The sequence below is a fragment of the Streptomonospora mangrovi genome (assembly GCF_027604915.1).
Classification (GTDB): domain Bacteria; phylum Actinomycetota; class Actinomycetes; order Streptosporangiales; family Streptosporangiaceae; genus Streptomonospora; species Streptomonospora mangrovi.
Window position 1 is genome coordinate 1 of record NZ_JAJAQC010000038.1, and the last position, 22,758, is coordinate 22,758.

The following is a 22,758-nucleotide window of genomic DNA, read 5'->3' on the forward strand; positions in this document are numbered from 1 at the left end:
GGATCGGCCCTGCTCACAGCAGCGATGTGGCTGGCCCGGGCCGTGCCCACCTGGTGGGAGCGCCTGCGGTTGATGGATGGCACCCCCCTGCGCTGTGGCGCCTCCCGCGTCACCGTCAACCGCTCCGGCCTGGGTGAGATCGCCGGGTACGGGATGGACAAGTCCCACCACGCCTTCTACTGGGGCGCCAAGCTCATGCTCATCACCACCGTTGACGGCGCCATCACCGCCTTCTCCCTGGCCCACCCCAAGGAGCTGGACGAACGCAAGCAGGCCCTGCACCTGCTCCACGTCCACGACTGCGCGCCCGGCCCAGGGCCAGTGCCGATCGTGTGTGACAAGGGCTTCGCCGGAGCCGGGATCGAGACCGCCGCGGAGGAACTGGGCCATCTGCTCATCCGCCCGGTCCGCCAGGACGAGCCCGAACCCCAGGTGAAGGTGTTCCCGTCCTGGCTGCGCCAGCGGATCGAAGCCGTCATCTGGACGCTGAAGAACCAGCTCGGCCAGGAGCGGCACGCCGCCCGCACCACCGAGGGCCTGTGGGCGCGCACCTGCCAGCGCGTCTGCGCGCTCAACGCCGCGATCTGGCACAACTGGCTGATCGGGGCCCCGGTCAAGCGGTCATTGATCGCTTACGACCACTGACCAGGACACCAATTCCCCATCAACGATCTAGCGGGCGGCCGGGTGCCTGGACCCTGGCCGGGACGGGCCGCGGGCCCGGCGCGGGCTGGGCACCCCGGCATCCGTCCCCTACAGTGCACAGAGTGGTAGAAAACGAGCTTCCCCACCTCAGCGGCATCAAGCACATCGTCTGGGACTGGAACGGCACCCTTCTCAACGACAACCACGCCAACCTCGCCGGCCTGAACGGGGTGTGCGCGGCCTTCGGCCGCGATCCCGTCGAACTCGACCACTGGCGGTCGTTCTTCCGGCGGCCCCTCATCGCCTGCTACGAGGACCTGCTGGGCCGCGCGCTCACCGGTGCGGAGTGGGCGCGCATCAACGAGATCTACGACAGCCACTACCGCACCGCCCTGCCGGCCTGCCGCCTGGCCGACGGCGCGCCGCAGATGCTGGTCGACTGGGCGCGCGCCGGGGGCTCGCAGTCGCTGCTGTCCATGGCCGGGCACGACGCGCTCGTGCCGCTCATCGAGGAGCGCGGCCTCACCGCGCACTTCCTGCGCGTGGACGGCCGGCGCTACGACACGGTCGAGGACTCCAAGGCCGAGCACCTGGCCGCTCACCTCGACGCGCTCGACCTTGACCCCGCCACCGTGGTGCTCATCGGCGACATCGACGACGACGCCCGCGCGGCCGGCGCGGTGGGCGCCCACGCGCTGCTGGTGGCCAGCGGCATGATGAGCCGCGAGCGCCTGGCGGCCACCGGCCACCCCGTGGTGGACAGCCCCCGGGCCGCCATGGAGCTGCTGCGCCGCTGAGGCCGCCCGGCCCGCGCCCGGAGGCGGGCCAGGCCCCGCACGCGAATGAGGGGCGGTGCCCGAAGGCGCCGCCCCTCATTGGGTCGGGCTCAACCGCTGGGTCAGCCCAACTGGACCTTGCGCGCGTCCTCGAAGCGGCGCTGCACGTCGGCCCAGTTGACGACGTTCCAGAACGCCTTGACGTAGTCCGCCTTGACGTTCTTGTACTGAAGGTAGAAGGCGTGCTCCCACATGTCGAGCATCAGCAGCGGGTAGGAGCCCGCGGCGAGGTTGCCCTGGTGGTCGTAGAGCTGCTCGATGATGAGCCGCTGGCCCAGGATGTCCCAGGCGAGGATGGCCCAGCCGGAGCCCTGGACGCCGGTGGCCACGGCGCTGAAGTGCGCGCGGAAGGCGTCGAAGGAGCCGAACTGGTCGTCGATCGCCGCGCCGAGCTCGCCCTCGGGCTTGTCGCCGCCGTCCGGCGACAGGTTCGGCCAGAAGACCGTGTGGTTGACGTGCCCCGCCAGGTTGAACGCCAGGTTCTTCTGGTGCAGGTTGACCGTGCTCAGGTCGTTCTTCTCGCGAGCCTCGGCCAGCTTCTCCAGCGCGGTGTTGGCGCCCGAGACGTACGTGGCGTGGTGCTTGTCGTGGTGCAGCTCCATGATCTGACCGGAGATCCACGGCTCCAGCGCTGCGTAGTCGTAGGGAAGCTCCGGCAGCGAGTACGGCGCAGGCATTCTTAGGCACCTTCCTGACGCGGTTTAAGTGTTTATCGGGCGACCCTTGATCGCTGCTACAGAAGCTATCAGCAGCCGTGCGGGCCCGGCCGTATAGCCCTTCTGACAGGTCCGGTCGGGAATAATCCGGGCGGCCCACCCCCGCACTACCCGCGCCTTTCCGGCTGAATCCGCGCGCCCCGGTGGCGCCCGCAAAGCGGGGCGGGTGGTGGCGGCGAGGCTAGCCGCTCCGGCCCGGGGGCTCGGTGCCGACCTGGGAGATGGGCCGGTCGCCGAGCCGGGTGTGCAGGTCGGCCAGCAGCACGCGCAGGAGTTCGGCCAGCGCCCGCTGCTGCTCGGGGGCCAGGCCCGAGACGAGGTCGGCCTCGCGGGCCAGGACCCGGTCGACCAGTGACTCCACCACCTCGTGCCCCCGGTCGGTGAGCGTGACGGCCACCGCGCGCGATCCCGGTGCGGGGGCCGCGCGCTCCACCAGGCCCTCCTGCTCGGCACGGGCCACGCGCTGGGAGACCGCGCCGGGGGTGACCATGGTGCGCTCGGCGAGTTCGCGGGTGGTGAGGCGGTAGGGCGGTCCGCTGCGGCGCAGGACGCTGAGCAGGTCGAGGGTGGCGGTGTCCTGGCCGGCGGCGGCCAGGACCCGCCGGCGGTCCTCGCCCAGGAGCTTGGCGGCGTGCCAGAGGCGGGTGACGATGCCGATCCCGGTGACGGGCGTGCCGGGGCGTTCGCGCAGCCAGGCCAGCGCGATGGCGTCGACGGGGTCGCCGGGGTCAAGGTGCGCGGGGGCGGTGGCGGGCGGGGGCGGGTCGTCCCCGGTGCGGGCGCGGTCGGTCATCGGGTCGGCCCTCCTTGTCGTTTAGGTCTAAACGAGCTGCTATCGTTTAGACCTAAACGTACGTCATTGCGGAGCAGAGGGGTGACGGGGATGAGCCGTACGGTCGTGGTCACCGGAGGCGGAACAGGTATCGGCCGGGCCGTGGCGGCGGTGTTCGCCAAGGCGGGCGACACCGTGGTGGTGACGGGGCGGCGCGCGGCACCCCTGGAGGCCGCCGCCGCCGAACTCGGGCCCGGCGTGCGCGCGGTCGTGTGCGACGCGGCGGACCCCCGGCAGGTCGCCGCGTTCGCCGACGGTCTTGACGGGCCGGTCGACGTCCTGGTGAACAACGCCGGGGGCAACACCGACTTCGACGGTGAGGAGCCCGGCGACCTCGCGGCCGTGGCGCTGGCGTGGCGGGCCAACCTTGAGGCCAACCTGATCAGCGCGGTCCTGATGACCGAGGCGCTGGCCGAGCGGCTGGCGTCCGGCGGCGCGGTGGTCAGCATCGGCTCGATCGCCGCCGACAAGGGATCGGGCTCCTACGGCGCGGCCAAGGCCGCCCTGGCGTCGTGGAACATCGGCCTGGCGCGGCGGCTGGGGCGCGGCGGGGTGACCGCCAACGTGGTCGCCCCCGGCTACATCGCCGACACCGAGTTCTTCCGCGACCGGCTGACCGACGCCCGCCGCACCGCGCTCATCGACGCCACGTTCACCGGCCGGGCCGGCACGCCTGAGGACGTGGCGGGCGCCGTGGCGTTCCTGTGCTCGCCCGCCGCCCGGCAGCTCACCGGCCAGGTGATCGCCGTCAACGGCGGCGAGTACACCACCCGCTGAGCGGGCGGTGGCCGGCGGCGGGCGCGGTGGCGGCCGGGCGCCTCAGGAGTTCTCGGTGGGGTTCTCCAGTTGGAAGAAGTTGCTGGGCTGGCCGTCCTTCTTGTGCTCCTGGTAGATGAAGTTCAGGCCGCGCTCGTCGAACGCCGCGAACCAGGAGTCCCAGTCGATGTGCTCCAGCGACTCACCGGAGTAGCCGGGGAAGTCGAACAGCAGCCGTCCGGGGCGGCCGTCGTACTCGCTGCCGGGGACCGTGGCCGGCCGGGCGTCGCGGTCCTCGGCCCACCGGCGGATCACGTCGTGGTTGGTGGTGACCAGGCTCCTGCCCGGGCGCTCCTCGTGCTGGTCGGGGGAATCGATCCGCTGCTGGTAGCGGTGCTCGCCTTCGACCGGCCGGTTCTCGGACATGGGTGCCCCCTCCTGTGTGCTCGGACGAGGGCCCACTGCCCAGGCGCGCACCGGACAACCTCCGCGCGGGGCGGTGCCGGCGCGGACGGCGGCAGCGGCACGGGCCGACCGCCCGCCCCCGCGCGGACCCGCCGCGCGGGGGCAGGCGGTCGGCGGCCGGGCTACCCGGCCCGCTCGAAGGCGGAGCCGGTCCAGGTGGTGCGGGCGCAGGCCACCCCCCAGGCGCCCTTGCGCTTGAGGACGTCGTAGATGTGCATGCGGTCGATCCGGGGCGAGACGCCGTAGCCCGAGGGCCAGGTGATGGCCCAGTCCATGTCCAGGTCCACCAGCAGCTCCAGCAGCCGCGCGATGGTGGGGTCGTCCAGCCGCTCGAACGCCTCGTCCAGCAGGACCATGCGCAGCGGGCCGTCGGCCCCGGCCTGGAGGGCGTCGTAGAACGCCGCGCTGGCCGCGAACAGGGTCACGTAGGACACCAGGCGGGTCTCGCCCGAGGAGAGCTGGCGGACGCGGCGGTCGCGCGGCTTGCCGTCGGGGCCGGTGTCGTGGATGCGCACCCGGTAGGCGTACCACTGGCGGTAGTCCAGCGCGCCGGCAAGGACCTCGGCGTAGCCGGTGCTGCTGCCCTGCTCGCGGGTGGCGCGGATGCGGTCCATCAGCGCGCGGCGCAGCCGGTCGTTCTCCTCAGGGGTGCGCTGCGCCACCGACTTCTTGGCCAGTGCGAACGCCGACCGCTCGGCGGGGTCCAGGTGCGGCGCGGGCTCCCAGGACAGCTCCACCCGCACGCCCTGGCTGGAGTGGGCGCCCTCCAGGACGGTGTTCATCCGCCGCGTCAGGGCCTCGGCCGCGCGGATCTGGCGGTGCAGCTCCTCGGCGATGTCGCCCAGCAGGTACTCCTCGAAGACGCCTTCCTCGCGTTCGGTGAGGTTGTCCTGGGCCTGGGCGAGCCGGGCGGCCGTGGCGCGGGCCGTGGCCGCGACCGGGGCGGTGCCGGACTCGTCGCTGACGGTCACGGTGAGGATGCCGTGGTCGCGGTCGGCCTGGACGTCGTGGGTTCCGGCGAGGGCGGCCTGGAGGGTCTGGATACGGCCGATGAGGTCGCGCTCCAGGGCGGCGGGGTCGCCGGCGCCGCGCCCGGCCCGCCCGGCTCGCCCGGCCGGATCGGTGCCGGAGGGGGTGTCCGCGGCGAGGGCGCGGGCCAGGGCGGCGCGCAGGTCGGCGCGCTCGAACGGCGGCTCGACCTCGCCGGTGGCCGCCTCCCACACGCCGCCCACCCCGGCGGCGTCGGTCAGGGCGTCCTCGGCGTCGGCGACCTTGGCGCGGGCGTCGGCCACCTGCACGTCCACGGCCGCCACGCGGGCCTCGGCGTCGGCCAGCGCCTTGATGGCGGCCTCCACCTCGCTCTGGGCCTTGGGCGCCCGGGCGCGCAGCAGCCGCCGCTCCTCCTGTAAGGCGCTGATCTCGGCGCCGACCTGCTCGGCGTCGCGGCCCAGGCTGGCCCGCAGGGTGGACAGGACGGCGTGGGCCTCGGTGTAGGCGCGGTGGGTCTCGGCGGCGTCGGACTCGGCCTTGGCACGGGCCTCGGCGGTGCGGTCGTGGTCGGCCCGGGCCGCCGCCACCGAGCGCAGGGCCTCGGGGTAGTCGCGCTCCAGCAGGGCGCCGGTGGCGGCCAGCAGGTCGGCGGCGCGGTGCGCCCGCTCGGAGAGGTCGCGGAGTTCGCCCAGGCCGGCGGCCACCCCGAGGTCGGCGCAGGCGCGCTGGTGCTCGGCGCGTTCGGCGGCGGCGCGGGCGCGGGCCCGCGCGTGCTCGGCCTCGGCGCGTTCGGCGTCGGCCGCCGAGCGCTGGGCGGCGGAGCGGCGGGTCTGGGTCTCGATCCGGCCGCGCAGGACCTCGCCGATGTCGGGGAAGGAGTCCAGGCAGGTGTTCCAGGCGGCCTCGTTTCGCTGGGCCTCGGCGAGCGCGGCGCGCGACTCGGCGCGTTCGGTGTCGACCCGGGCGAGTTCGTCCTCGACCTCGGCCAGGCGGCGGCGCCGGGCCTGCTCGCGCGCCCCCGAGCCGATCAGTTCGGCCGCCGCCTTGCGGTGGCGCCCGCGCAGGACACCGGCCTGCCACCAGCCGTCCAGCGAGAACGCGGGAAGACCGGGAGCGCCGCCGGAACCGGGCGCGGATCCGGGCACGGAGTCGGCCACCGGACCCGGTGCGGCGCCGTCCGCGGCGGCCCCGGCACCGGCGGGCGGGGCCGCCGCGGCCGCGGGGCGGTCGGGTGCGCCGGGGGCCGGGGCGGACGAGGGGGCTGCGGCCGGGGAGGCAGCCGGTTCCGAGGAGGCCGGGGCGGCGGCGGTGCCGGGGTCGGCGGCGCCGACAGCGCCCGCCCCGGTGGCCAGCAGGGGCACCGAGCGCAGGATGGCCGCGACCGTGTCGTCGGAGACGGGGGTGTCGGCGGCGGCGGGGCGCAGGACGTCGGCCAGCGACGGGCCGGAGCACGGCGGGCCGGGCACCGCCCAGGTGTCGTCGCCGGTGTCGGGCGCGGAGTCGGGGCCGCTGATGCCGCCGTCGGCGCGCACCCAGGCGTTGAGCAGGCCGCCGGCCTCCAGCGCCGCCTCCAGGGCGGCCCGGGAGTCGGCGGGGGTGTCAGTGTGGAAGTCGACCAGGCGGTGGAAGGGGGCGCCGTCGGAGGGGACGCGCTTGGCGGTGGTCAGCGGCGGCGCGGCGGGGTCGACCTCGGCGGTCTCGCCGTGCCGGTCGCGTTCGGCCTCCAGCCGCACCCGGTCGGCCTCGGCCTGGGCCAGCCGCTGCTCGGCCTGGAGCACCGCGTGCTGGGCCGCGCGCAGGCGCGGCCGCAGCGCCGCGCGGATGTCGCGGTGGGTGTCGCGGAAGCCCTCGGGGTCGGTGGCCACGGCGTCGGCCTCGGGCGGGGGCGGGAGTTCGCCGGGGCCGGGGCGGTCGTGGGCGGGCAGGGCCTCGGCGTACCAGCGCCGCACGGAGTCGGCCCACTCCCGGCCCAGGCCGTGCAGCCGCTCCTCGCTCTCCCGCGCCCGCCGACCGGCCTCGGCGGCGTCCTCGGCGGCCTGGGCGGCGCGTTCGCCCAGCCGCTGGAGGCGGGAGTCGTCCTCGGCGAGGCGTTCGGCCTCGGCGCGCAGGCCGGCGAGTTCGGGCGCCCGGTGCGCGGCGGCCTCACCGGCCGCCGCGACGTGCTCGCGCGCCTGGGCGGCGGCGCGCTCCAGCGCCTCGGTGTCGACGGCGGGCGCGCACTCGCGCTCGACCTCCTCGGCGCGGGCGCCGGGTTCGGGCGAGCGCAGGATCCGCGCGGCGACGCGCGTGCGCGCGAGGTCGGGGCGCAGGTCGGGCAGCGCGCCCAGGGCCGAGCGCAGGCCGATCCCGGCCAGGGCCTCGCGCGCCTCGGCCGCCTGGGAGGCCACGGTGTCGCCGAGGCGCACCGCCAGGGCACCCGCCCGCTCGATCGCGCCGATCGACTGGTCCTCGGCCGCGCGCAGGCCGTCGGCGTTGTCCAGCGCCGCCGCCACGTGCCGGCGCTGGGAGGCGACGACGGCCTCCTTGTCCTCCAGGTCGCCCAGGGCGGTGTAGGCCGGGGACGCCTTCAACGCGTCGAGTTCGGTCTGGACGGCCTCGGCGCGCTCGGTCACGGTGTCGCGCTCGGCCTCGGCCGCGCGCAGGGCGTCCTCGGCCGCCGCGCGCTCCTGCTCGCGCTTGGCCCGCCGCGCGGCGGCGCGGTCGACCTCGGCCTCGGCCTTGTCGAGGGCAGCGGCGCGGTCGGCGAGCACGCCCAGGGCGTAACCGCGGTAGCCGGTGAGGAAGCCGCCCAGCGCGGAGTCGGCCTGGCGCAGCCGGGCGACGTTGCGGCGCACGCCTTCGAGGTTGTCCAGGCCGGTGGCGGTGCGGGAGATGACGTCGGGGTCGACCGGCGGCAGGGCGTCGGAGAGCAGTTGCTCCAACTGGCCTTGGAGCACCTTCAGGCCGATGTCGGGGTTGCGCAGGGTGCGCTGGAGGTGGAGGAGGTCGGTGTAGCGGCTGCCGCCGCTGATGCCGTAGACGGCGGCGGCGACCCGCTGCTGGAACGCCTCCTGGCCGCTGACCACGGAGTCGTCGCCGACGCGTTCGCGCAGCCGCGCCTGGCTGATGGGGCGGTCCTGCTCCATCAGCGCGAAGTCCTTGTTCACCCGCTGGGGGGTGATGAACCGCCAGGAGTCGCTGACCTGGCGCCCGGCGGCGCTGGCCTTGACGCCCACCCCGCAGGTGAGGAAGGACTCGGTGCCGTCGGCCGACACGCGGCGGAGTTCGACCCAGGCGTAGCCGACGCGGATGGTGCCCTCGGTGTAGTCGTCGAGCATCAGCCGGCTCATGCTGACGGTGTCGAAGCCCTTGGACCCCATGTTGCGGAGGTCGCCGTCGAGGCAGAGGGGCAGCAGGAGTTCAAGGGTGCGGGACTTGCCGGAGCCGTTGGTGCCCTTGAAGATGACGCGGCCGCCGGAGAGGTCGAACTCCTCGTCGCGGTACTGCCAGATGTTGACCACACCGCCCCGGTGCAGCCGCCACCGCTCGCGCGGCGCCCCGGGGGCGCTCGCCGCGGGCTCGCCACCGGCCGGTTCCGGGGTGGGTACCTCGGGGAGAGACATGGCTGCGGTTCACTCCGATCGATCATGGTCGGGACAGGGGCGGGCGGGGCGGCGGAGACGCGGGGCGGCCCGGTGCGGCGGCGGTGCGGGGCGGCCCGCCCGGTGCTGACCGGGCCGGGCGCGGTTCGACGGGGTGCGCCGCCTGCCTTTCTCAGTCTTACGGTGCCGGATCGCGTCCGCGACCCGGATGCGGCGGCTGTGGATAACCGGCGCGCACCCGCCGAGCGGGTGGGATGCGGCCGGGGCACGCCGCCTGGCCGGGGCGGTTTGCCGAGGGCCGCGCGCGGAGCCGGCCCGGCCCGCCCGGCGGAGGGGCCGGTGCCGCGTACTTCTCGATCTCCACCAGTCTCGCGGCGGCGGCCCGGCCGCGCGAGCGGTCGCCCGGGGCTGTGGACAGGCAGCGAGCGGCGGTGCGGGCGGGGAAGGGCGCCGTGGTCCCCGGGCCAGTGCGGCCCCGCGCGGTGGCGGAGGCCGCCACCTCCGCGCGGAGCCGGCCGGCGGCCGCACACCCGCTGTGGAGCCGTGGCCGCGCGCACTCCGGCCGGGGCGCGCCTTTCGGCGGCGGGGCCGCCGCGGAGCGCCCGCCCGCCGGGGGCGGCGGGGGCGCCGGCGCCCCCGCGCCCACCGGGCTCACGCGCGCTGTCCACGTCAGGTCCTCACGTCTGTCGTCGTCGCGGCCGCGCCCCTGGGCGGCCGAAGGAAAGCGGGCTAGAACCCGAACAGGGCGTCCTGGCCCTCGGCGGGGCGGGGCGCCCCGCGCGAGGCCGCGCCGGCGCGCGCGTCCTCGGCGGCCTCGCCGCTGCCGGGGTCCTCGCCGGCCGGGCCGTCGGGGACGGGGCGGTACCGCGCCGCCGCCGGGTTCAGTTCGACCGCGCCGCCCGGGCGCACGCGGGCCAGGCCCGCCTGGGCGAGGGCGTGGGCGACCGACTCGGCGAGGCGGCCGGTGTCGCGGACGGCCTCGCGCGACCACGCCCGGGGGTAGCGCTCGGCGATGGCGGCCGCGACCGCGCGCAGGCGGCCGGGCGCCACCGGTGTCCAGCCGTCCTCGGTGGGCTCTACGGGCTCTACTGGCTCGCCGGGGGGCTCCGATTCGCTCGCGCCGCCCGCCGCGCCGGGCGAAGGCTCCGCGCCTTCCCCGTCCCCCTCCGCGTCCCCGGCGGCGGACTTTGGCCCGGTGCGGCCCGCCCCGGGGTCCGCCAGCAGTTCGGCCGCCGCCAGCAGCGCGATGCGCGCGACCGTGCCCGTCCCCGGGAACACGCGGTCGGTCAGGTAGCCCTCGGGGTCGACCGCCAGCACGCCCTCGGCGCGGACCTCCATGCGCAGGCCCGTCAACTCCTCCAGCAGGTGCGCCTCGGCGCGCAGGTTCGCGCGCAGCCAGTCGCGCTGGGCAGCGGGCAGCGCGGCGAGCAGCACCACCGGGTCCTCCACCAGGCGGCGGCGCACCGCGTGCCGCTCGTCGGCGGGGGCCGGCCCGCCCTCGGCGCCGGCGTCCTCAACCGCCCCCGCCAGCGCCTCGGGCGAGGCGTGGCGCCCCAGCGGCGCCGCCACCAGGTGCCCCAGCAGTTCGGCGTCGACGGTCAGCAGCGCCTCGCGGTCGGCGTCCTCGGCCCACGGCGACACGCTGCCGTCGGTCTCGGCCAGCACGCCCAGGTCGATCAGGTGGCGCAGCGCCGCCGCCAGCGCGCGCCGGTCGACGATGCCGGTGCCCAGGTCCAGCCCGGCCTCGGCGCCCGCCGCCCGCACCTCGGCCACCAGCGACGACAGCAGCAGTTGCCCGCCGCCCCCGGTCAGCACCGCCAGCACCAGCGCGAGGTAGGCGTAGGCGCGCGGGGTGAACGCCGCCCCGTTGGGCTTGTGCGCGCCGCGCACGCCGTCGGGGGTGCGGCCGGTCTTGTACAGCCGGGCGAACCCCGGCTCCACCACCAGCCGGTATCCCAGGTAGGCGGCGAAGAGGGTCTGCAACCTGTCGGCGTAGCGCCGCACCGCCGAGAGGGTCTCGCCGTCGGGCCCCTCGGCGCGCAGCAGCGGGCGCCGCAGCAGCACCCGCACGCAGCGGCGCACCTGCGCCGCCTCGATGGCGTCCAACCCCTCGAACGCGGCCGGCTCGCCGCCGGCGAGCGGGTCGCGCCGCGCGGTCCGCGGCCCGCTCACGGCGCCCCCTCCGCCTGCGGCAGCAGCGGGTCGTCCACCCGCAGCCGCACGTCCACCCCGTGCAGCTCCAGGTCGCCCAGCACCGAGCCGATGCGGGTGACCTGGCCGGCGGGGCGCGGCTCCAGTTCGACCGTCAGCCCGGTGACCGCGTCGGCGGCCACCCCCCGGTCGGCGGTGCCGTCGCGGGTGGCCCCCGCCAGGGTCAGCAGCTCGCACAGCACCTCGAGGGCGTCGCTGGACAGCCGCGCGCCGGCGAGGTCGGCGCCGGCCGCCGACAGCTCGCCCACCGCCGCCGCGCGGCGGCGGTGGCGGCGCTCCTCCTCTTCCAGCAGCGCGGCGCGGCCCAGCGGGTCGTCGCCCACGCGCGGCACCTGCCCGCCGGGGGTGCGCTCGCCCCGGCTGCGGACGTTGACCTCGACGTCCACGCGCCGGCCCCGCGCCCAGGTGCGCGCGGGGTCGGGGGAGTCGTCCTCGGGCGCCAGCGCCAGGTGCCGCGCAGAGAACAGGCCGAACGCCGCCGCGTAGAGGTCGTGGGCCGCCTCGGGCTCGGCGGAGTCGAACCAGGCGGCCAGCCGCAGCAGGTCGCGGCGCCGCCCGGGGTCCACCCCGCCCGCGCCGGTGACCCGCTTGACGTTGGCGAACAGCGCGGTGATGGCGCGGCTGGTGGCCTCGCGCAGCGCGTCGACCTCGGAGGGCCGGCCGGGCAGCCCGATGAACCAGCCGGTCAGGCCGTCCCAGTCGGCCTCGCGGCGGCCCGGGGCGCGCTCCATCAGCTCCAGTTGGCCCAGGCGGCCCGGGCGCGGCGCCAGGTCGTCGCCGGGACCGGCCCCCAGGTGGTCCAGCAGGTCGGCGCGGCGGCGGTTGAGGGCGCCCAGGCGCGCCACGATCGGCTCGGAGTGGCGCAGCACGTCCTTGGCGATCAGCTCCACGTACTCCAGCAGCATGTGCTTGAAGCCGGTCATCTCGGCGGGCGCGAGGTCGTAGCGGGCGATCACCGAGCCCAGGTAGGCGTAGAAGTCGCGGACGGCGGCGGCGAACTCCTCGTGCTGGAGGAACAGGGTGGTGACCTGCTGGGCGAGCTGCTCGCGCAGGCCGCGCGCCGACGCGTCGTGGGGGCCGCGCCCGGCGGCGGAGGCCGCCAGGTCGCCCAGGGTGCGCTCGACGTCGGCCAGGCCCTGCTCGATGGCCGGCAGGAGTTCGCGCGAGACCTCGCGGGCGCCCTCGGCGACCTCCAGGACGTCCTCGGCGTCGCGCTGGACCCGCACCGCGAGCTTGGCGACCTGGTAGCGCACCCGGCTGCGGGTGAACTCGGCGATGGTGGCGGCGGGTTCGCGGCGGCCGGGCACCAGGTTGCCCCAGCGGGCGAGCTGCTCCAGGCGGTCCACCACGACCTCCAGGCGGGACTCGCCGGGGTCGATCTCGCCGCGCCGCTCGGCGGCGGCCAGCGCCGAGGCGACCTCGCCGGCGCCCAGGTCGGCCATGAGGGTGGAGGTGAACAGCCGCATCACGGCCAGGTAGGTGCGCCGCTCGGGTGCGGTGAGGTAGCCGTAGAGCCGCAGCCGGTCGAAGGGGCCGCTGCCGGAGGGGTCGGCCGGGTGGTCGGCGGCGCCCGGCGGGTGGTCGTCGGCTTCGTTAGGCATGACCCGCACCAACTTAGTGCGTCGCGGTGACGCGCGCGGCCACACCAGGGCGTGACCTGCGGCTGAGGGCGCGCGGGGCGGCCCTCAGCTCGCGTTGTGCTGGATGCCGAACTGGGCCAGCGCGGCGTCGTAGTCGCCCTGCCCGCCGATGCGGTCCCAGAAGGCGGGGAACCAGGTGGCGGCGTCGTCCAGCCACACGGTCATCTGGTTGGGCTTGTCGGCCAGGAACGCCTCGATGTTGGCGGTGACGGTCTGCACGTAGAACCGGCACACCTCCATGCGCTGGGCGTCGGGCCAGGGCGCGGGGTGGATGACCAGGGAGGTGGCGAAGGCGGTGATGACCCCGGCGGGGTTGCCGTTCTCCCACCGCTTGGCGAAGCTCTGGGCGACCTGCACCGGGTCGCGCCGCAGGTGGACGTAGAGCGGCTCCTCGCCGTAGCGCTCGTCGAGGGCGCCCAGGAACCACGACAGCCGGTTGTCGACCTCGATGTGCTGGTCGGGGTAGTCCAGCCGGTCGTCGCCGACGCGCCGCGCCCGGGTCTCGTGCCCGGCGGTGTAGTTGGTCAGCCGCTCGCAGGCGCGCGCGAGCGTCACCGACCCGCAGCGGCCGGTGTTGAGGACGAAGACGCGCATACGACGAACCTCCTGTGGCGGTACTGGAAGGCACTGCGGCGGCGCGGCGGCGGTTGCCCCCGGCTGGCGCGGATGTGCACCTCGTGCCATTGTGGGGCCAACGCGCACCTGTGGGGCCATCGTCCACAGTTGGGCGTGTCGGGACGGCGGCCCGACCGCGCCCGTCGCCGACATGTGCGCCGCTGTTCAGCGGCGCGTGGCCCGTCCGTCGCCCGCCCGACACCGGCCGCCGGGAGCTTTACAGGCTCGGGGAGCGGCGGCCCCTCCTGGCCCGTGCCCGCTCCCGCCCGCGCGGGGGCCCGGGCGCGGTCCCGCCCCGCGACCCCTGCCCCCAGATAGGCGGTTCGCTGCCTCCATGTCCGCTCCTGCCTCCGCCGCCGTGGCCGCCCCGCCCGCCGACGGCGCCGCGGCCGCCCGCGCGGCCGGCGCCCGGCCCTCCGGCTACCGCCCCGAGATCCAGGGCCTGCGCGCCGTCGCCGTGCTGCTCGTGGCCGCCTACCACATCTGGTTCGGCCGGGTCTCCGGCGGCGTGGACGTGTTCCTGCTGATCACCGGCTTCCTGATCACCGGGTCCCTGCTGCGCGCCGCCGAGCGCGACGGCGGGGTGCGGTTCGTGCCGTTTGTGACCCGGCTGGTGCGCCGCCTGGTGCCGCCGGCGGCCGTGGTGCTGGGGGCGGTGCTGGCCGCCGCCGCGGTGTGGCTGCCCGCCTCGCAGTGGCAGGAGGTCGCCGACCAGACGGTCGCCTCGGCGCTGTACCACGAGAACTGGCACCTGGCGCTGAACGCGGTCGACTACATGGAGCGCGACGGCGCGGTGTCCCCGCTCCAGCACTTCTGGTCGCTGTCCATCCAGGGCCAGTTCTACCTGGTGTGGGCGGTGCTGATCGCCGCGGCCGCCCTGGCGGCCCGCGCCCTGGGCGCGCCGGTGCGCCGCGCGGCCGCGGCGGCGCTGGCAGTGGTCTTCGCCGCCTCACTGGCCTACTCGGTGCATGCCACCGCCGCCGACCAGGCGTGGGCCTACTTCGACACCGGCGCGCGGCTGTGGGAGTTCGCGCTGGGCGGGCTGCTGGCGTTGGCCCTGCCGCTGCTGCGGCTGCCCGGCGCCCTGCGCGCGGTGCTGGGCTGGGTCGGCGTGGCCGCCCTGGTGCTGTGCGGTGCGCTGGTCGACGTCTCCACGCTGTTCCCCGGCTACATCGCGCTGTGGCCCACCGGCGCGGCCGTGCTGGTGGTCCTGGGCGGCGGATCGAAGCGAGCCTGGGGCGCCGACGCGCTGCTCGGCCACCGGGTGCTCACCTGGGTCGGCGACCACTCCTACGCGCTGTACCTGTGGCACTGGCCGGTGCTGGTCTGCTACCGCGAGATCTCCGGGAGCGAGCTGCCCGGCGTGCTCGGCGGCTGCCTGGTGCTGGCGGTGTCGGGCGTGCTGGCCGCCCTCACCAAGGCGCTGGTCGAGGACGGCACCGCCGCGCTGGGCCGGGTGCGCGGCGGGCGCGCCTGGCCCCTGGCGGTGGCCGCGGCCACTCTGGTACCGGTGCTGGCGGCCGCCTCGATGTGGTCGGCCGACCTGGAGGAGCAGCGCCAGCGCCGCCAGGACCTGGCCACCGATCAGATCGCCTACCCGGGCGCGCAGGCGCTGGTGGACCCCCGGGTCGACGCCGCCAAGCCCGACGTCCCGGTGCTGCCCGCGCCCGCCGACGCCAAGGACGACCAGAACCAGGCGTTCCTGGACGGCTGCCACGCCGGGCTGGACGACGCCGAGGCGGTCGTGTGCGAGTACGGCTCGGACACGCCCACCCGCACCATCGCCCTGGTGGGCGCCTCACGCACCGCGCACTGGTTCCCCGCCCTGATGGGCGCCGCCCGCGACAACGACTGGAGGGTCGTCTCGCTCACCAAGAGCGGCTGCCAGTTCAGCACCGATCCGCCCACTCGCGACGGCCGGCCCTTCCCCGAGTGCGAGACCTGGCGCGAGGGCGCCATGGACCACCTGGAGCGGCTGCGCCCCGACGCGGTGCTCACCTCATCCACGCGGGCCACCAGCGCGGGGGAGCGGGTGCACCCCGGGTTCGTGGAGCGCTGGCGCCAACTCGACGCGCTGGGTGTGGAGGTCATCGGCATCCGCGATCTGCCCCGGCTGAATTACTCCGGCGCCGAGTGCGTGGAGGAGAACGGGCCGGCCGAATGCGTGTCGCCGGAGTCCTTCAGCCACGCCCCGCGCGATCCGGCGCTCCAGGTCAGCGGAATTCCCGACAATGTGCACCTCATCGACCTCACGGAATACGTGTGCCCGGCGGGCAGGTGCCCCGCGGTGATCGGAAACGTGCTGGTCTACTGGGACCATTCCCACCTGACCGCCACCTACAGCGCCACCCTGGCCCCTATGCTGGAGGCGCGCCTGAAGGCGGCCACCGGGTGGTGACCGCCGGCGGGCCGCGCGCGCCGGTCCCCGCCGCCGGCGGCACCGTGGTAATTCGATCATGAACATTGGAAGAACAACATCGGCGAAGTGTCGGTAAGGCGCGCCGTTCCCCTGCCGGGACACCTTCCTTGCGTTACTGTCGATTTCATCCGTATCGCAGGTGAATTCCGCCGTTACGACGGTTTTCGCGCGGGTCCCCGCACAGGAACCCCGGCCACCCGGTCCACCCCCCGGCGGCCCCTGACACCCGCCCCACCGCGCTGATACGATCCGCCGTTCACCGGCGCGGGAATCCCCCGGCTCCGCCCCCGCTGCGGCGCGGCCCGACCACTCTGGAGGCATCACCATGCGGTTCCTACGTCCCCGGCTCAAGCAGTTGGCAGCCGTCCTCGCCGCCGCGGCCGTGGGCGTCGCCGTCCTCGCCGCGCTGGCCGCCCTGGGCGTGCTGAGCTGGGAGGGCGCGGTGCTGCTGGCCGGACTGGGGGCCGTGGGAGCCGCGGTGGCCGGCAACGCCTGGCTGACCGTGCGGCTGACCCGCCGGGTCTCCACCCTGGACCGCCGCATCGACGCCGGCGCCCGCACCGTCTCCGAGGCCATCGGCACCGACCGCATGGAGATCGTCAAGTCCCTGGACGGCGCCCGCAACGAGCTGAAGCGCGTCCGCGCCCAGGCCATCCCCCGGGTCTCCGCCGAGGTGGCCAAGGCCGTCAACCTCCAGGGCCGCAACGACTACGAGCAGCAGGTCGCCTGGAACGAGCTGCGCGACTTCCTGCGCCCCGCGCCGTTCATGCCCTCGCTGCGCGGCTGGGCCGCCTCGCCCGACGTCATGCGGGTGCTGGTCCGCCTCATCGACGAGCGCCACCCCAAGCTCGTGGTCGAGTGCGGCAGCGGCGCCTCCAGCGTCTGGCTGGGCTACGCGCTGCGCCGCTCCGGCGGGGGGCGCCTCATCGCCCTGGAGCACGACGCGCGCTACGCCGAGCTGTCCCGCCAACTGGTGCGCGACCACGGCCTGGACGACATCGTGGAGGTCCGCCACGCGCCCCTGACCGACTGGACCCCCGACACCGCCGGCGAGGACGACGCCCGCACCCAGCCCTGGTACGACACCACCGCCGTGGAGGACCTCCACGACATCGGCCTGGTGTTCATCGACGGCCCGCCCGAGGCCACCGCCGCCGAGGCGCGCTACCCGGCCGTCCCGGTGCTGATGCCGCGCTGCGCCCCCGACGCCGTGCTCGTCCTGGACGACGCCGCCCGCCCCGACGAGCGCGCCATCAGCGACCGCTGGGTCGCCGACTACCCGGAGCTGACCGCCCGCGAGGAGGCCGCCGAGAAGGGCGCCCGCGTCTTCACCCGGACGGCGCTGTGACCGAGCAGGTCCTGCGGCGGGCGCTGCAACTGCGCGGCGAGCGCCCCGCCCTGCTCGGCCACGTCGGCGCGGGCTCCCACAGCCCGCTGCGCGGCCTGCCGCTGCTGCCCGCCGACCTCGTGGTCAACCTCGACCGCACCCCGCCCAACGGCGACCCCCTGCTGCTGCCCGCCGAGACCGACGCCGCACTACAGGGCGAGGGTGTTGAGCCCGCGCCCGAGGCCCCCGACCACGTCGGGCTGGTCGCGGTGGTCGCCACCACCGTCGCCGACCTGCGCCGCGCCGTCAGCCTGGGCGCGCGCCTGCCCCGCACCCACCAGGTCGTCGTCCTCCTCACCGCCCCCGCCGCCCACCTGGACCCCCCGCTGCCGGCCGCCCCCGGGCTGGGCCAGTGGCGCGACCTCCAGGAGGCCCGGGTGGTGCGCCTCGACGGCGGCGGCTGGGCGTGCGAGCTGTTCTTCCTGGAGCCGGTCGAGACCGCGCCGGCGCTCGACGCCATCGCCTTCGGCGCCATCGGCCGCCGCCGCGGCCCCGCCACCGCGCCCCCCACCGCCCTCAGCGGCACCGAGGCGCCCGCCTGGCGCCCGGCCGTCCCGCGCGCCCGGGGGGTGGCGCCGCGCGGCCCGGTGCCCCGGCACCGCTCCACGCCCGTGGCCGACATCGCCCTGCGCACCGGCGAGGGCCGGCTGCCCGACTGGCGCGACGAGGCCGTGCCCGCCGTCGACCGCTACCCGGCCGGCGCCCTGACCTGGGAGCGCATCGGCGCCGCCGACGGCGTGGACCGCGTGCGCCAGGGCACCGCCGGCGGGTTCGGCAGCAGCCGGCTGCCGCCCGTGGACGAGCGCGTGGTCAACCCCATCGGGTTCACCGGGGAGTCGCGGCCGCGCGTGGCCGAGTTCGGCGTGCGCGACGGCCGCGCGGTCATCGCCTACGGCCGCCGGGTCTACCTGGAGCTGCCGCCCACCGGCGCCGTCACCGACACCGACATCGCCGGCCTGCGCGACCTGCGCGGCGTCAAGGTGGGCTGGCGCGGCCACGCCGGTCCGCTGGCCGCCGCGCGCGCCGTGGCCGGCCTGGCCGCCGGCGGGGTGCCCCTGTTCTGCGAGGAGGTCCCCGGCTGGGCCGAGCCGCTGGGCCCCGAGCTGACCGCGCTGCTGACCTCGGTGACCGCCCAGGACCTCGACGACCGGCTGGCCCGCGAGCGCCACAGCATCCATCTGCGCCGCGCGGCGCTGCGCACCCACGGCACCGCCGCCCGCTGGCGCGAACTCGCCCACCAGGCCGGGGTGCGCCCGGTGCCCGAGCCCCGCGTCTCGGTGCTGCTGTGCACCCGGCGGCCCGACATGGTGGACTTCGCGCTCACCCAGGTGGCCGCCCAGCGCGACGTGGACCTGGAGGTCGTGCTCGCCCTCCACGGGTTCACCGCCGAGGACCCGCGCGTGCGCCGCGCCCTGGCCGCTTTCGCCCGCACGGGCCGCGAGGTCACGGTCTACGAGGCCCCCGCTGACGAGGTCTTCGGCACCGTGCTCAACAACGCCGCCGGGCGCGCGGCGGGCACCGTGATCGCCAAGTGGGACGACGACGACTGGTACGGCCCCCACCACCTGGGCGACCTGCTGCTGGCCCGCACCTACGCCTCCGCCGACCTGGTGGGCTGCGCCCAGGAGTTCATCTACCTGGAGGAGATCGACCGTACCGTGTGGCGGCCGGTCGAGACCGAGACCACCGGCCCCTTCGTCGCCGGCGGCACCCTCATGCTCGACCGCACCGTGCTGGAGGAGTGCGGGGGGTTCCGCCCGCTGCCCCGCGCGATCGACACCCAACTGCTGCTCGGCGTGGCCGGCGGGGGCGGCCGCATCTACCGCACCCACGGCCACAACTACCTGGTCCGCCGCCGGGCCGCGGGCCACACCTGGAGCGAGGACGCCGGCTACTTCCTGCGCGACGCCGCCCGCCAGTGGCCGGGGCGCTGGGCCGGCGGGCTGCTCCTGGACGACGACCCGGCCGGGCGGCCCGGCACCCGAGAACAGGAAAGCGAGTCGGTGTGACGATCCTCGGCGGTCGCGGCGCGGCCACGGACCAGGCGGACGACCCCGGCGCCGGACCGGCGGTGCCCCGCCCCCCGATCACCCGGAACGACTACACGGTCCTCGACGTCCCCCCGCTGGGGCAGTGGACCCCCCACCTGCCCGTCAGCGTCGTGATCCCCGCCCACGGCCACCAGGAAAAGCTCGACCTGGTGCTGGCGGCCCTGGCGGCGCAGAGCTACCCCGCCCACCTCATGGAGGTGGTGGTGGTCGACGACGGGTCGGCCCCGCCGCTGCGGCTGCCCGAGATCCGCCCCGAGCACACCCGCCTCATCACCGCCGCGCCCGGCGCCTGGGGCTCGGGCCACGCCGTCAACTGCGGGGTGGCCGCCAGCGACGGCGCCGTGGTGCTGCGGCTGGACGCCGACATGCTCGTCTTCCGCGAGCACGTGGAGTCGCAGGCGCGCTGGCACCACCGGGCCGACTACCTCGCGGTCCTGGGCCACAAGATGTTCGTGCCCTTCACCCCCGGCGCCCTGGACCCGGCCGAGGTGCGGCGCGCGGTGGCCGCCGGCGAGGCCGACCGGCTGTTCGACGCCGCCTCGGCCGAACCGCACTGGATCGAGGGCGTCATCGCCCGCACCGACCGGCTGACCCGGCCCGACCCGCTGGCCTACCGGGTGTTCATCGGCGCCACCGGGTCGCTGCACCGGGCGGTGTTCGACGCGGCCGGCGGCATGGCCGAGGACATGGTCCTGGGTGGCGATTCCGAGTTCGCCTACCGGGTGGCCCAGACCGGCGCGGTGTTCGTGCCCGACACCGACACCAGCAGTTGGCACCTGGGCCGCAGCCAGATGCAGGCCAAGCGCGACGCCGGCACCCGGTTCCGCCACCCCTACGTCGCCACGCGGGTGCCCAACTTCGCCAACCGGCGCAAGCAGGGGCCGCGCCAGTGGGCGGTGCCCTACGTCGACGTGGTGGTCGACGTCGCCGAGGCCGGGCTGGAGGACGCCGACACCACGGTGTCGGCGCTGCTGGCGGGCGAGACCGCCGACATCCGGGTGTGGCTGGTGGGGCCGTGGTCGACCCTGACCGACGACCGGCGCGCGCCGCTGGACGACCCCCGCCTGGACCTGCGGCTGATCCGCGAGACCTTCCGCGGCGACGCGCGGATCCGCTTCGCCGACACCGCGCCCGCCGCCGACCCGCTGGTGCCCTTCCGCCTCACCCTGCCGGCCGGCTGCCGCCCGGCGCCGCGCGGCCTGACCCGGCTGACCGAGGCGGCCGAGCGCGAGTGCGCCGGGCTGGTGCGGGTGGCGGCGGCGGGCGTGCCGGCGTCGGGACCGGGGTCCATCCGGCTGGAGCGCACCGCCGCCTACGCGCGGGCGCGCCATCTGGGCACCCCCGAGGACGACCTGGACGGCGCGGTGGAGCGGCTGTTCGGCCTGCACTGGGTGCGCGGCCCCGGCGTGCTGGCCGACGGCCCCGCCGAGGAGCCGCCGACCGACTGGCACGTCCGGCTGCGCCAGGCCGAGGAGGAGGCCCGCGTCCAGCGCGAGCGCGCCGACCGCCTGGAGCGGCGGCTGGCCTGGCTCAGCCGCGGACTGCCCGCGCGGCTGGCGCGCCGCCTGGCGCGCTGACGGCAACGGCAGGCGTGGTGGCGGGCTTGACCGGCTCGGCGGGTTCGGGGGCGGGTCCGCGCGGACCCGCCCCCGAACACGACGCCCGCTAGGGCACCATCAGGGTGAGACCCTCGGCGACGAGCGCGGCGCGCTCCTCGCCCTCGATCTCCACGGTGTGGCGGAAGGTCAGGAGCAGGCCGTTCTTGGTCTCGCGGGTGTCGATGAGTTCGATGCCGTCGCGCACCCGGGAGCCGGTGCGCACGGGCTGCACGAAGCGGACCCGGTTGAGGCCGTAGTTGATGGCCATGGAGGGGCGCTGCCGGAGGGTCCACACCTGAGGGCTGAAGGCGGACAGCAGCGACAGCGTCAGGAAGCCGTGCGCGATGGTGCCGCCGAAGGGGCCGTTCGCGGCGCGCTCCTGGTCGACGTGGATCCACTGGTGGTCGTCGGTGGCCTCGGCGAACCGGTCGATCCGGTCCTGGGTGACGGTCAGCCAGTCGCTGTAGCCCAGGTGCTCGCCCTTGGCGGCGACCAGTTCGGCGAGGTCGGTGAAAGTCCGCATGATCGTCTGCGCTCCTTAGACCCGGACGGAGGACGCCCCCGACTCTAGCGAACCGACCATTCGGTATGGAGGGGGAGGTGTCCTGGCTTCCGACCGCCGAGTCCGGTGGCCGCCGCGCCTCGGCCACCGCCGTCCTCGGCGTCCGCGCCGTCGCCCCGACCGCGCCCGGCGGTCAGGGGGTGGACCCGGGCCCGGTGCGCACGACCAGTCCGTTGGGGATGGCGCGTTCGTCCTCGCCGGTGCGGTTGCGGCGGACCAGGTCGGCGGTGCCGGGCGCGCGGGCGAGGAGGGTGGCGGAGCCGCCGCCGTCCAGTTCCAGGGCGTCGTGGGCGCCGGCCTGGAGCATGCGCTCGGCCATGTCGCCCAGTGTGGCGCCGGCGGTGCCGGGCTCGCGGCCGTCGGCCGTCATCACGAACATCCGCGTGCCGTCGGCGGAGAACCCGATGGCGGTGCGCGGGTGGCGGGCGTTGTCGGTGGCGCCGGTATAGGCGCCGTCGCGCAGCAGCACGTGTCGCCCGCCGACGGCCAGGTGCGGGTGGGCGCCGTCGGCGGTGAGCCGGTAGTCCAGCGAGACGGGGTCGCCGGGCCGCAGCGCGGCGAGGCGGTCGGCGGCCGCGCCGCGCCCCAGCAGCACCCGGGTGCCCGAGGCGACCGGCTCCGAACCGGTGCCCGTGCGGACGTCGCGCACGCGGCCCTCGGCCACCACGACCTCGGTGACCGGACCGCTCGGCGCGGCCCGCTCGCGCGGGTGGTCGCCCCAGTGGATGGTGAACACGCCGGTGCCATCCGCCGGGACCTCGTGGCTGTTGAGCCGGTCGAGAGGGAGGTCGTCGCCGGGGAGCCCGGCGGTGCCGGTGAAGGAGGCGGTGGCGATGCGGCCGCGCCCCGAGGCGTCGAAGACGGCGGTGGCGCGGTTGTCGGCCGAGGGCGACTTCAGCGCGGTGCCGCCGCGCGCGGCGGCACCCAGCGGGGCGTAGGAGGCGCCCGAGTCGAAGAAGTCGCCGTTGACCGCGGCCACGGCGCCCGGCACGTCGGCCATCTCCCGCAGCGGCGCCCGGGCGGCCACGCTGCCCGGGTCCACGTAGTCCACTTCGGGCCCCGCGCCGAGGTCGACACGGAGGGTGGTGAAGTACTGGGTGCCCTCGTCGGCCTCCGCGGAGGCCGTGGAGAGGTGCACCCCGGGGGCGAGGGCCTCGCCGCGCGCGGCGGCGAGGGCGGCCGGTGCCGCCGGGCTGAGCAGGCACGACAGGGCGAGGACGAGCGCCGCTGCGGCGGCACGGCGGGACACGGCGGGATACCTCCGAGCGCGCGGCGGGCGCGCAGCCGAAACAGACCGGAAACAGGACGGCAACCCAAAGTAATCCACCGGAGGCGTAGAGTATCGGCCAACGCTCGCCCGGGCGCGCCGCACAACGTAGTCGTCCAACTACCGCCGATTAACGGCCGTGTATCGCGGGTTGATCCCGGGGCAACACGGTTTGCCTAGAGTCACG

At 76.1% G+C, this 22,758-nt stretch carries 16 protein-coding genes; 7 read left to right on the plus strand and 9 right to left on the minus strand.

Annotated elements, in window-relative coordinates; all coding sequences use genetic code 11:
- Both LG943_RS19795 and LG943_RS19800 read left to right on the plus strand, forming a co-directional pair.
- The coding region (locus tag LG943_RS19795; RefSeq protein WP_270073814.1) for a transposase at positions 1-645 on the plus strand (645 nt) is incomplete at its 5' end.
- A 122-nt stretch (positions 646-767) separates the two neighbouring features.
- On the plus strand, positions 768-1,442 hold the full coding sequence (locus LG943_RS19800) for an HAD family hydrolase (protein ID WP_270073815.1): 675 nt from the start codon (positions 768-770) through the stop codon (positions 1,440-1,442).
- 101 nt (positions 1,443-1,543) lie between these two features.
- Here the strand turns inward: LG943_RS19800 and LG943_RS19805 are convergent, their stop codons facing one another.
- The gene (locus LG943_RS19805) at positions 1,544-2,158 is read right to left on the minus strand and encodes a superoxide dismutase (RefSeq protein ID WP_270073816.1); all 615 of its coding nucleotides are present in this window, start codon (positions 2,156-2,158) and stop codon (positions 1,544-1,546) included.
- Positions 2,159-2,378: 220 nt separating this feature from the next.
- Positions 2,379-2,990 carry a MarR family winged helix-turn-helix transcriptional regulator gene (locus LG943_RS19810; RefSeq protein ID WP_270073817.1) on the minus strand — a complete coding sequence of 204 codons (612 nt, stop codon included), beginning with the start codon at positions 2,988-2,990 and terminating at the stop codon, positions 2,379-2,381.
- A gap of 90 nt (positions 2,991-3,080) precedes the next feature.
- Between LG943_RS19810 and LG943_RS19815 the strand changes: the two genes are divergently transcribed.
- Positions 3,081-3,806: an SDR family NAD(P)-dependent oxidoreductase gene (locus LG943_RS19815; RefSeq protein ID WP_270073818.1), complete on the plus strand. Its 726-nt coding sequence runs from the start codon at positions 3,081-3,083 to the stop codon at positions 3,804-3,806.
- A gap of 42 nt (positions 3,807-3,848) precedes the next feature.
- Here LG943_RS19815 and LG943_RS19820 read toward each other — a convergent pair whose 3' ends face one another.
- The 5 genes from LG943_RS19820 to LG943_RS19840 form a co-directional block, all read right to left on the minus strand.
- Entirely contained in the window at positions 3,849-4,211 is a 363-nt protein-coding gene (locus LG943_RS19820) for a hypothetical protein (protein ID WP_270073819.1), read from the minus strand.
- A gap of 161 nt (positions 4,212-4,372) precedes the next feature.
- Complete coding sequence (locus LG943_RS19825) at positions 4,373-8,842, minus strand: SbcC/MukB-like Walker B domain-containing protein (RefSeq protein WP_270073820.1); 4,470 nt, start codon at positions 8,840-8,842, stop codon at positions 4,373-4,375.
- A gap of 708 nt (positions 8,843-9,550) precedes the next feature.
- Positions 9,551-10,993: a TIGR02678 family protein gene (locus LG943_RS19830; protein WP_270073821.1), complete on the minus strand. Its 1,443-nt coding sequence runs from the start codon at positions 10,991-10,993 to the stop codon at positions 9,551-9,553.
- Positions 10,990-12,633, minus strand: coding sequence for a DUF2397 domain-containing protein (locus tag LG943_RS19835; RefSeq protein ID WP_270073822.1), 1,644 nt, complete (start codon positions 12,631-12,633; stop codon positions 10,990-10,992). The genes LG943_RS19830 and LG943_RS19835 overlap by 4 nt, the downstream gene beginning before the upstream one ends.
- A gap of 84 nt (positions 12,634-12,717) precedes the next feature.
- Positions 12,718-13,266: a hypothetical protein gene (locus tag LG943_RS19840; protein WP_270073823.1), complete on the minus strand. Its 549-nt coding sequence runs from the start codon at positions 13,264-13,266 to the stop codon at positions 12,718-12,720.
- A gap of 355 nt (positions 13,267-13,621) precedes the next feature.
- Between LG943_RS19840 and LG943_RS19845 the strand changes: the two genes are divergently transcribed.
- From LG943_RS19845 to LG943_RS19860, 4 genes are all read left to right on the plus strand, one after another.
- On the plus strand, positions 13,622-15,685 hold the full coding sequence (locus tag LG943_RS19845; RefSeq protein WP_270073824.1) for an acyltransferase family protein: 2,064 nt from the start codon (positions 13,622-13,624) through the stop codon (positions 15,683-15,685).
- A gap of 346 nt (positions 15,686-16,031) precedes the next feature.
- Positions 16,032-17,054, plus strand: a complete 1,023-nt coding sequence (locus tag LG943_RS19850; RefSeq protein ID WP_270073825.1) for a class I SAM-dependent methyltransferase — start codon at positions 16,032-16,034, stop codon at positions 17,052-17,054.
- On the plus strand, positions 17,051-19,102 hold the full coding sequence (locus LG943_RS19855; RefSeq protein ID WP_270073826.1) for a glycosyltransferase: 2,052 nt from the start codon (positions 17,051-17,053) through the stop codon (positions 19,100-19,102). Before LG943_RS19850 ends, LG943_RS19855 begins: the two co-directional genes overlap by 4 nt.
- Positions 19,099-20,721, plus strand: a complete 1,623-nt coding sequence (locus LG943_RS19860) for a glycosyltransferase (protein ID WP_270073827.1) — start codon at positions 19,099-19,101, stop codon at positions 20,719-20,721. Before LG943_RS19855 ends, LG943_RS19860 begins: the two co-directional genes overlap by 4 nt.
- 88 nt (positions 20,722-20,809) lie before the next feature.
- Here LG943_RS19860 and LG943_RS19865 read toward each other — a convergent pair whose 3' ends face one another.
- Together LG943_RS19865 and LG943_RS19870 are read right to left on the minus strand one after the other, a co-directional pair.
- Positions 20,810-21,265 (minus strand): MaoC family dehydratase, encoded by a 456-nt coding sequence (locus LG943_RS19865; protein WP_270073828.1) that lies wholly within the window; start codon positions 21,263-21,265, stop codon positions 20,810-20,812.
- A gap of 172 nt (positions 21,266-21,437) precedes the next feature.
- A complete protein-coding gene (locus tag LG943_RS19870; protein ID WP_270073829.1) occupies positions 21,438-22,553 on the minus strand; it encodes a phosphodiester glycosidase family protein in 1,116 nt (371 codons plus the stop codon).
- Positions 22,554-22,758 lie beyond the last annotated feature (205 nt).

Excerpts from the sequence above, each read along its gene's own strand:
- LG943_RS19805 (WP_270073816.1), bottom strand. The coding sequence starts at position 2,158 with ATGCCTGCGCCGTACTCGCTGCCGGAGCTTCCCTACGACTACGCAGCG.
- LG943_RS19835 (WP_270073822.1), bottom strand. The coding sequence starts at position 12,633 with ATGCCTAACGAAGCCGACGACCACCCGCCGGGCGCCGCCGACCACCCG.
- LG943_RS19810 (WP_270073817.1), bottom strand. The coding sequence starts at position 2,990 with ATGACCGACCGCGCCCGCACCGGGGACGACCCGCCCCCGCCCGCCACC.
- LG943_RS19815 (WP_270073818.1), top strand. The coding sequence starts at position 3,081 with ATGAGCCGTACGGTCGTGGTCACCGGAGGCGGAACAGGTATCGGCCGG.
- LG943_RS19865 (WP_270073828.1), bottom strand. The coding sequence starts at position 21,265 with ATGCGGACTTTCACCGACCTCGCCGAACTGGTCGCCGCCAAGGGCGAG.
- LG943_RS19825 (WP_270073820.1), bottom strand. The coding sequence starts at position 8,842 with ATGTCTCTCCCCGAGGTACCCACCCCGGAACCGGCCGGTGGCGAGCCC.
- LG943_RS19850 (WP_270073825.1), top strand. The coding sequence starts at position 16,032 with ATGCGGTTCCTACGTCCCCGGCTCAAGCAGTTGGCAGCCGTCCTCGCC.
- LG943_RS19840 (WP_270073823.1), bottom strand. The coding sequence starts at position 13,266 with ATGCGCGTCTTCGTCCTCAACACCGGCCGCTGCGGGTCGGTGACGCTC.
- LG943_RS19845 (WP_270073824.1), top strand. The coding sequence starts at position 13,622 with ATGTCCGCTCCTGCCTCCGCCGCCGTGGCCGCCCCGCCCGCCGACGGC.
- LG943_RS19820 (WP_270073819.1), bottom strand. The coding sequence starts at position 4,211 with ATGTCCGAGAACCGGCCGGTCGAAGGCGAGCACCGCTACCAGCAGCGG.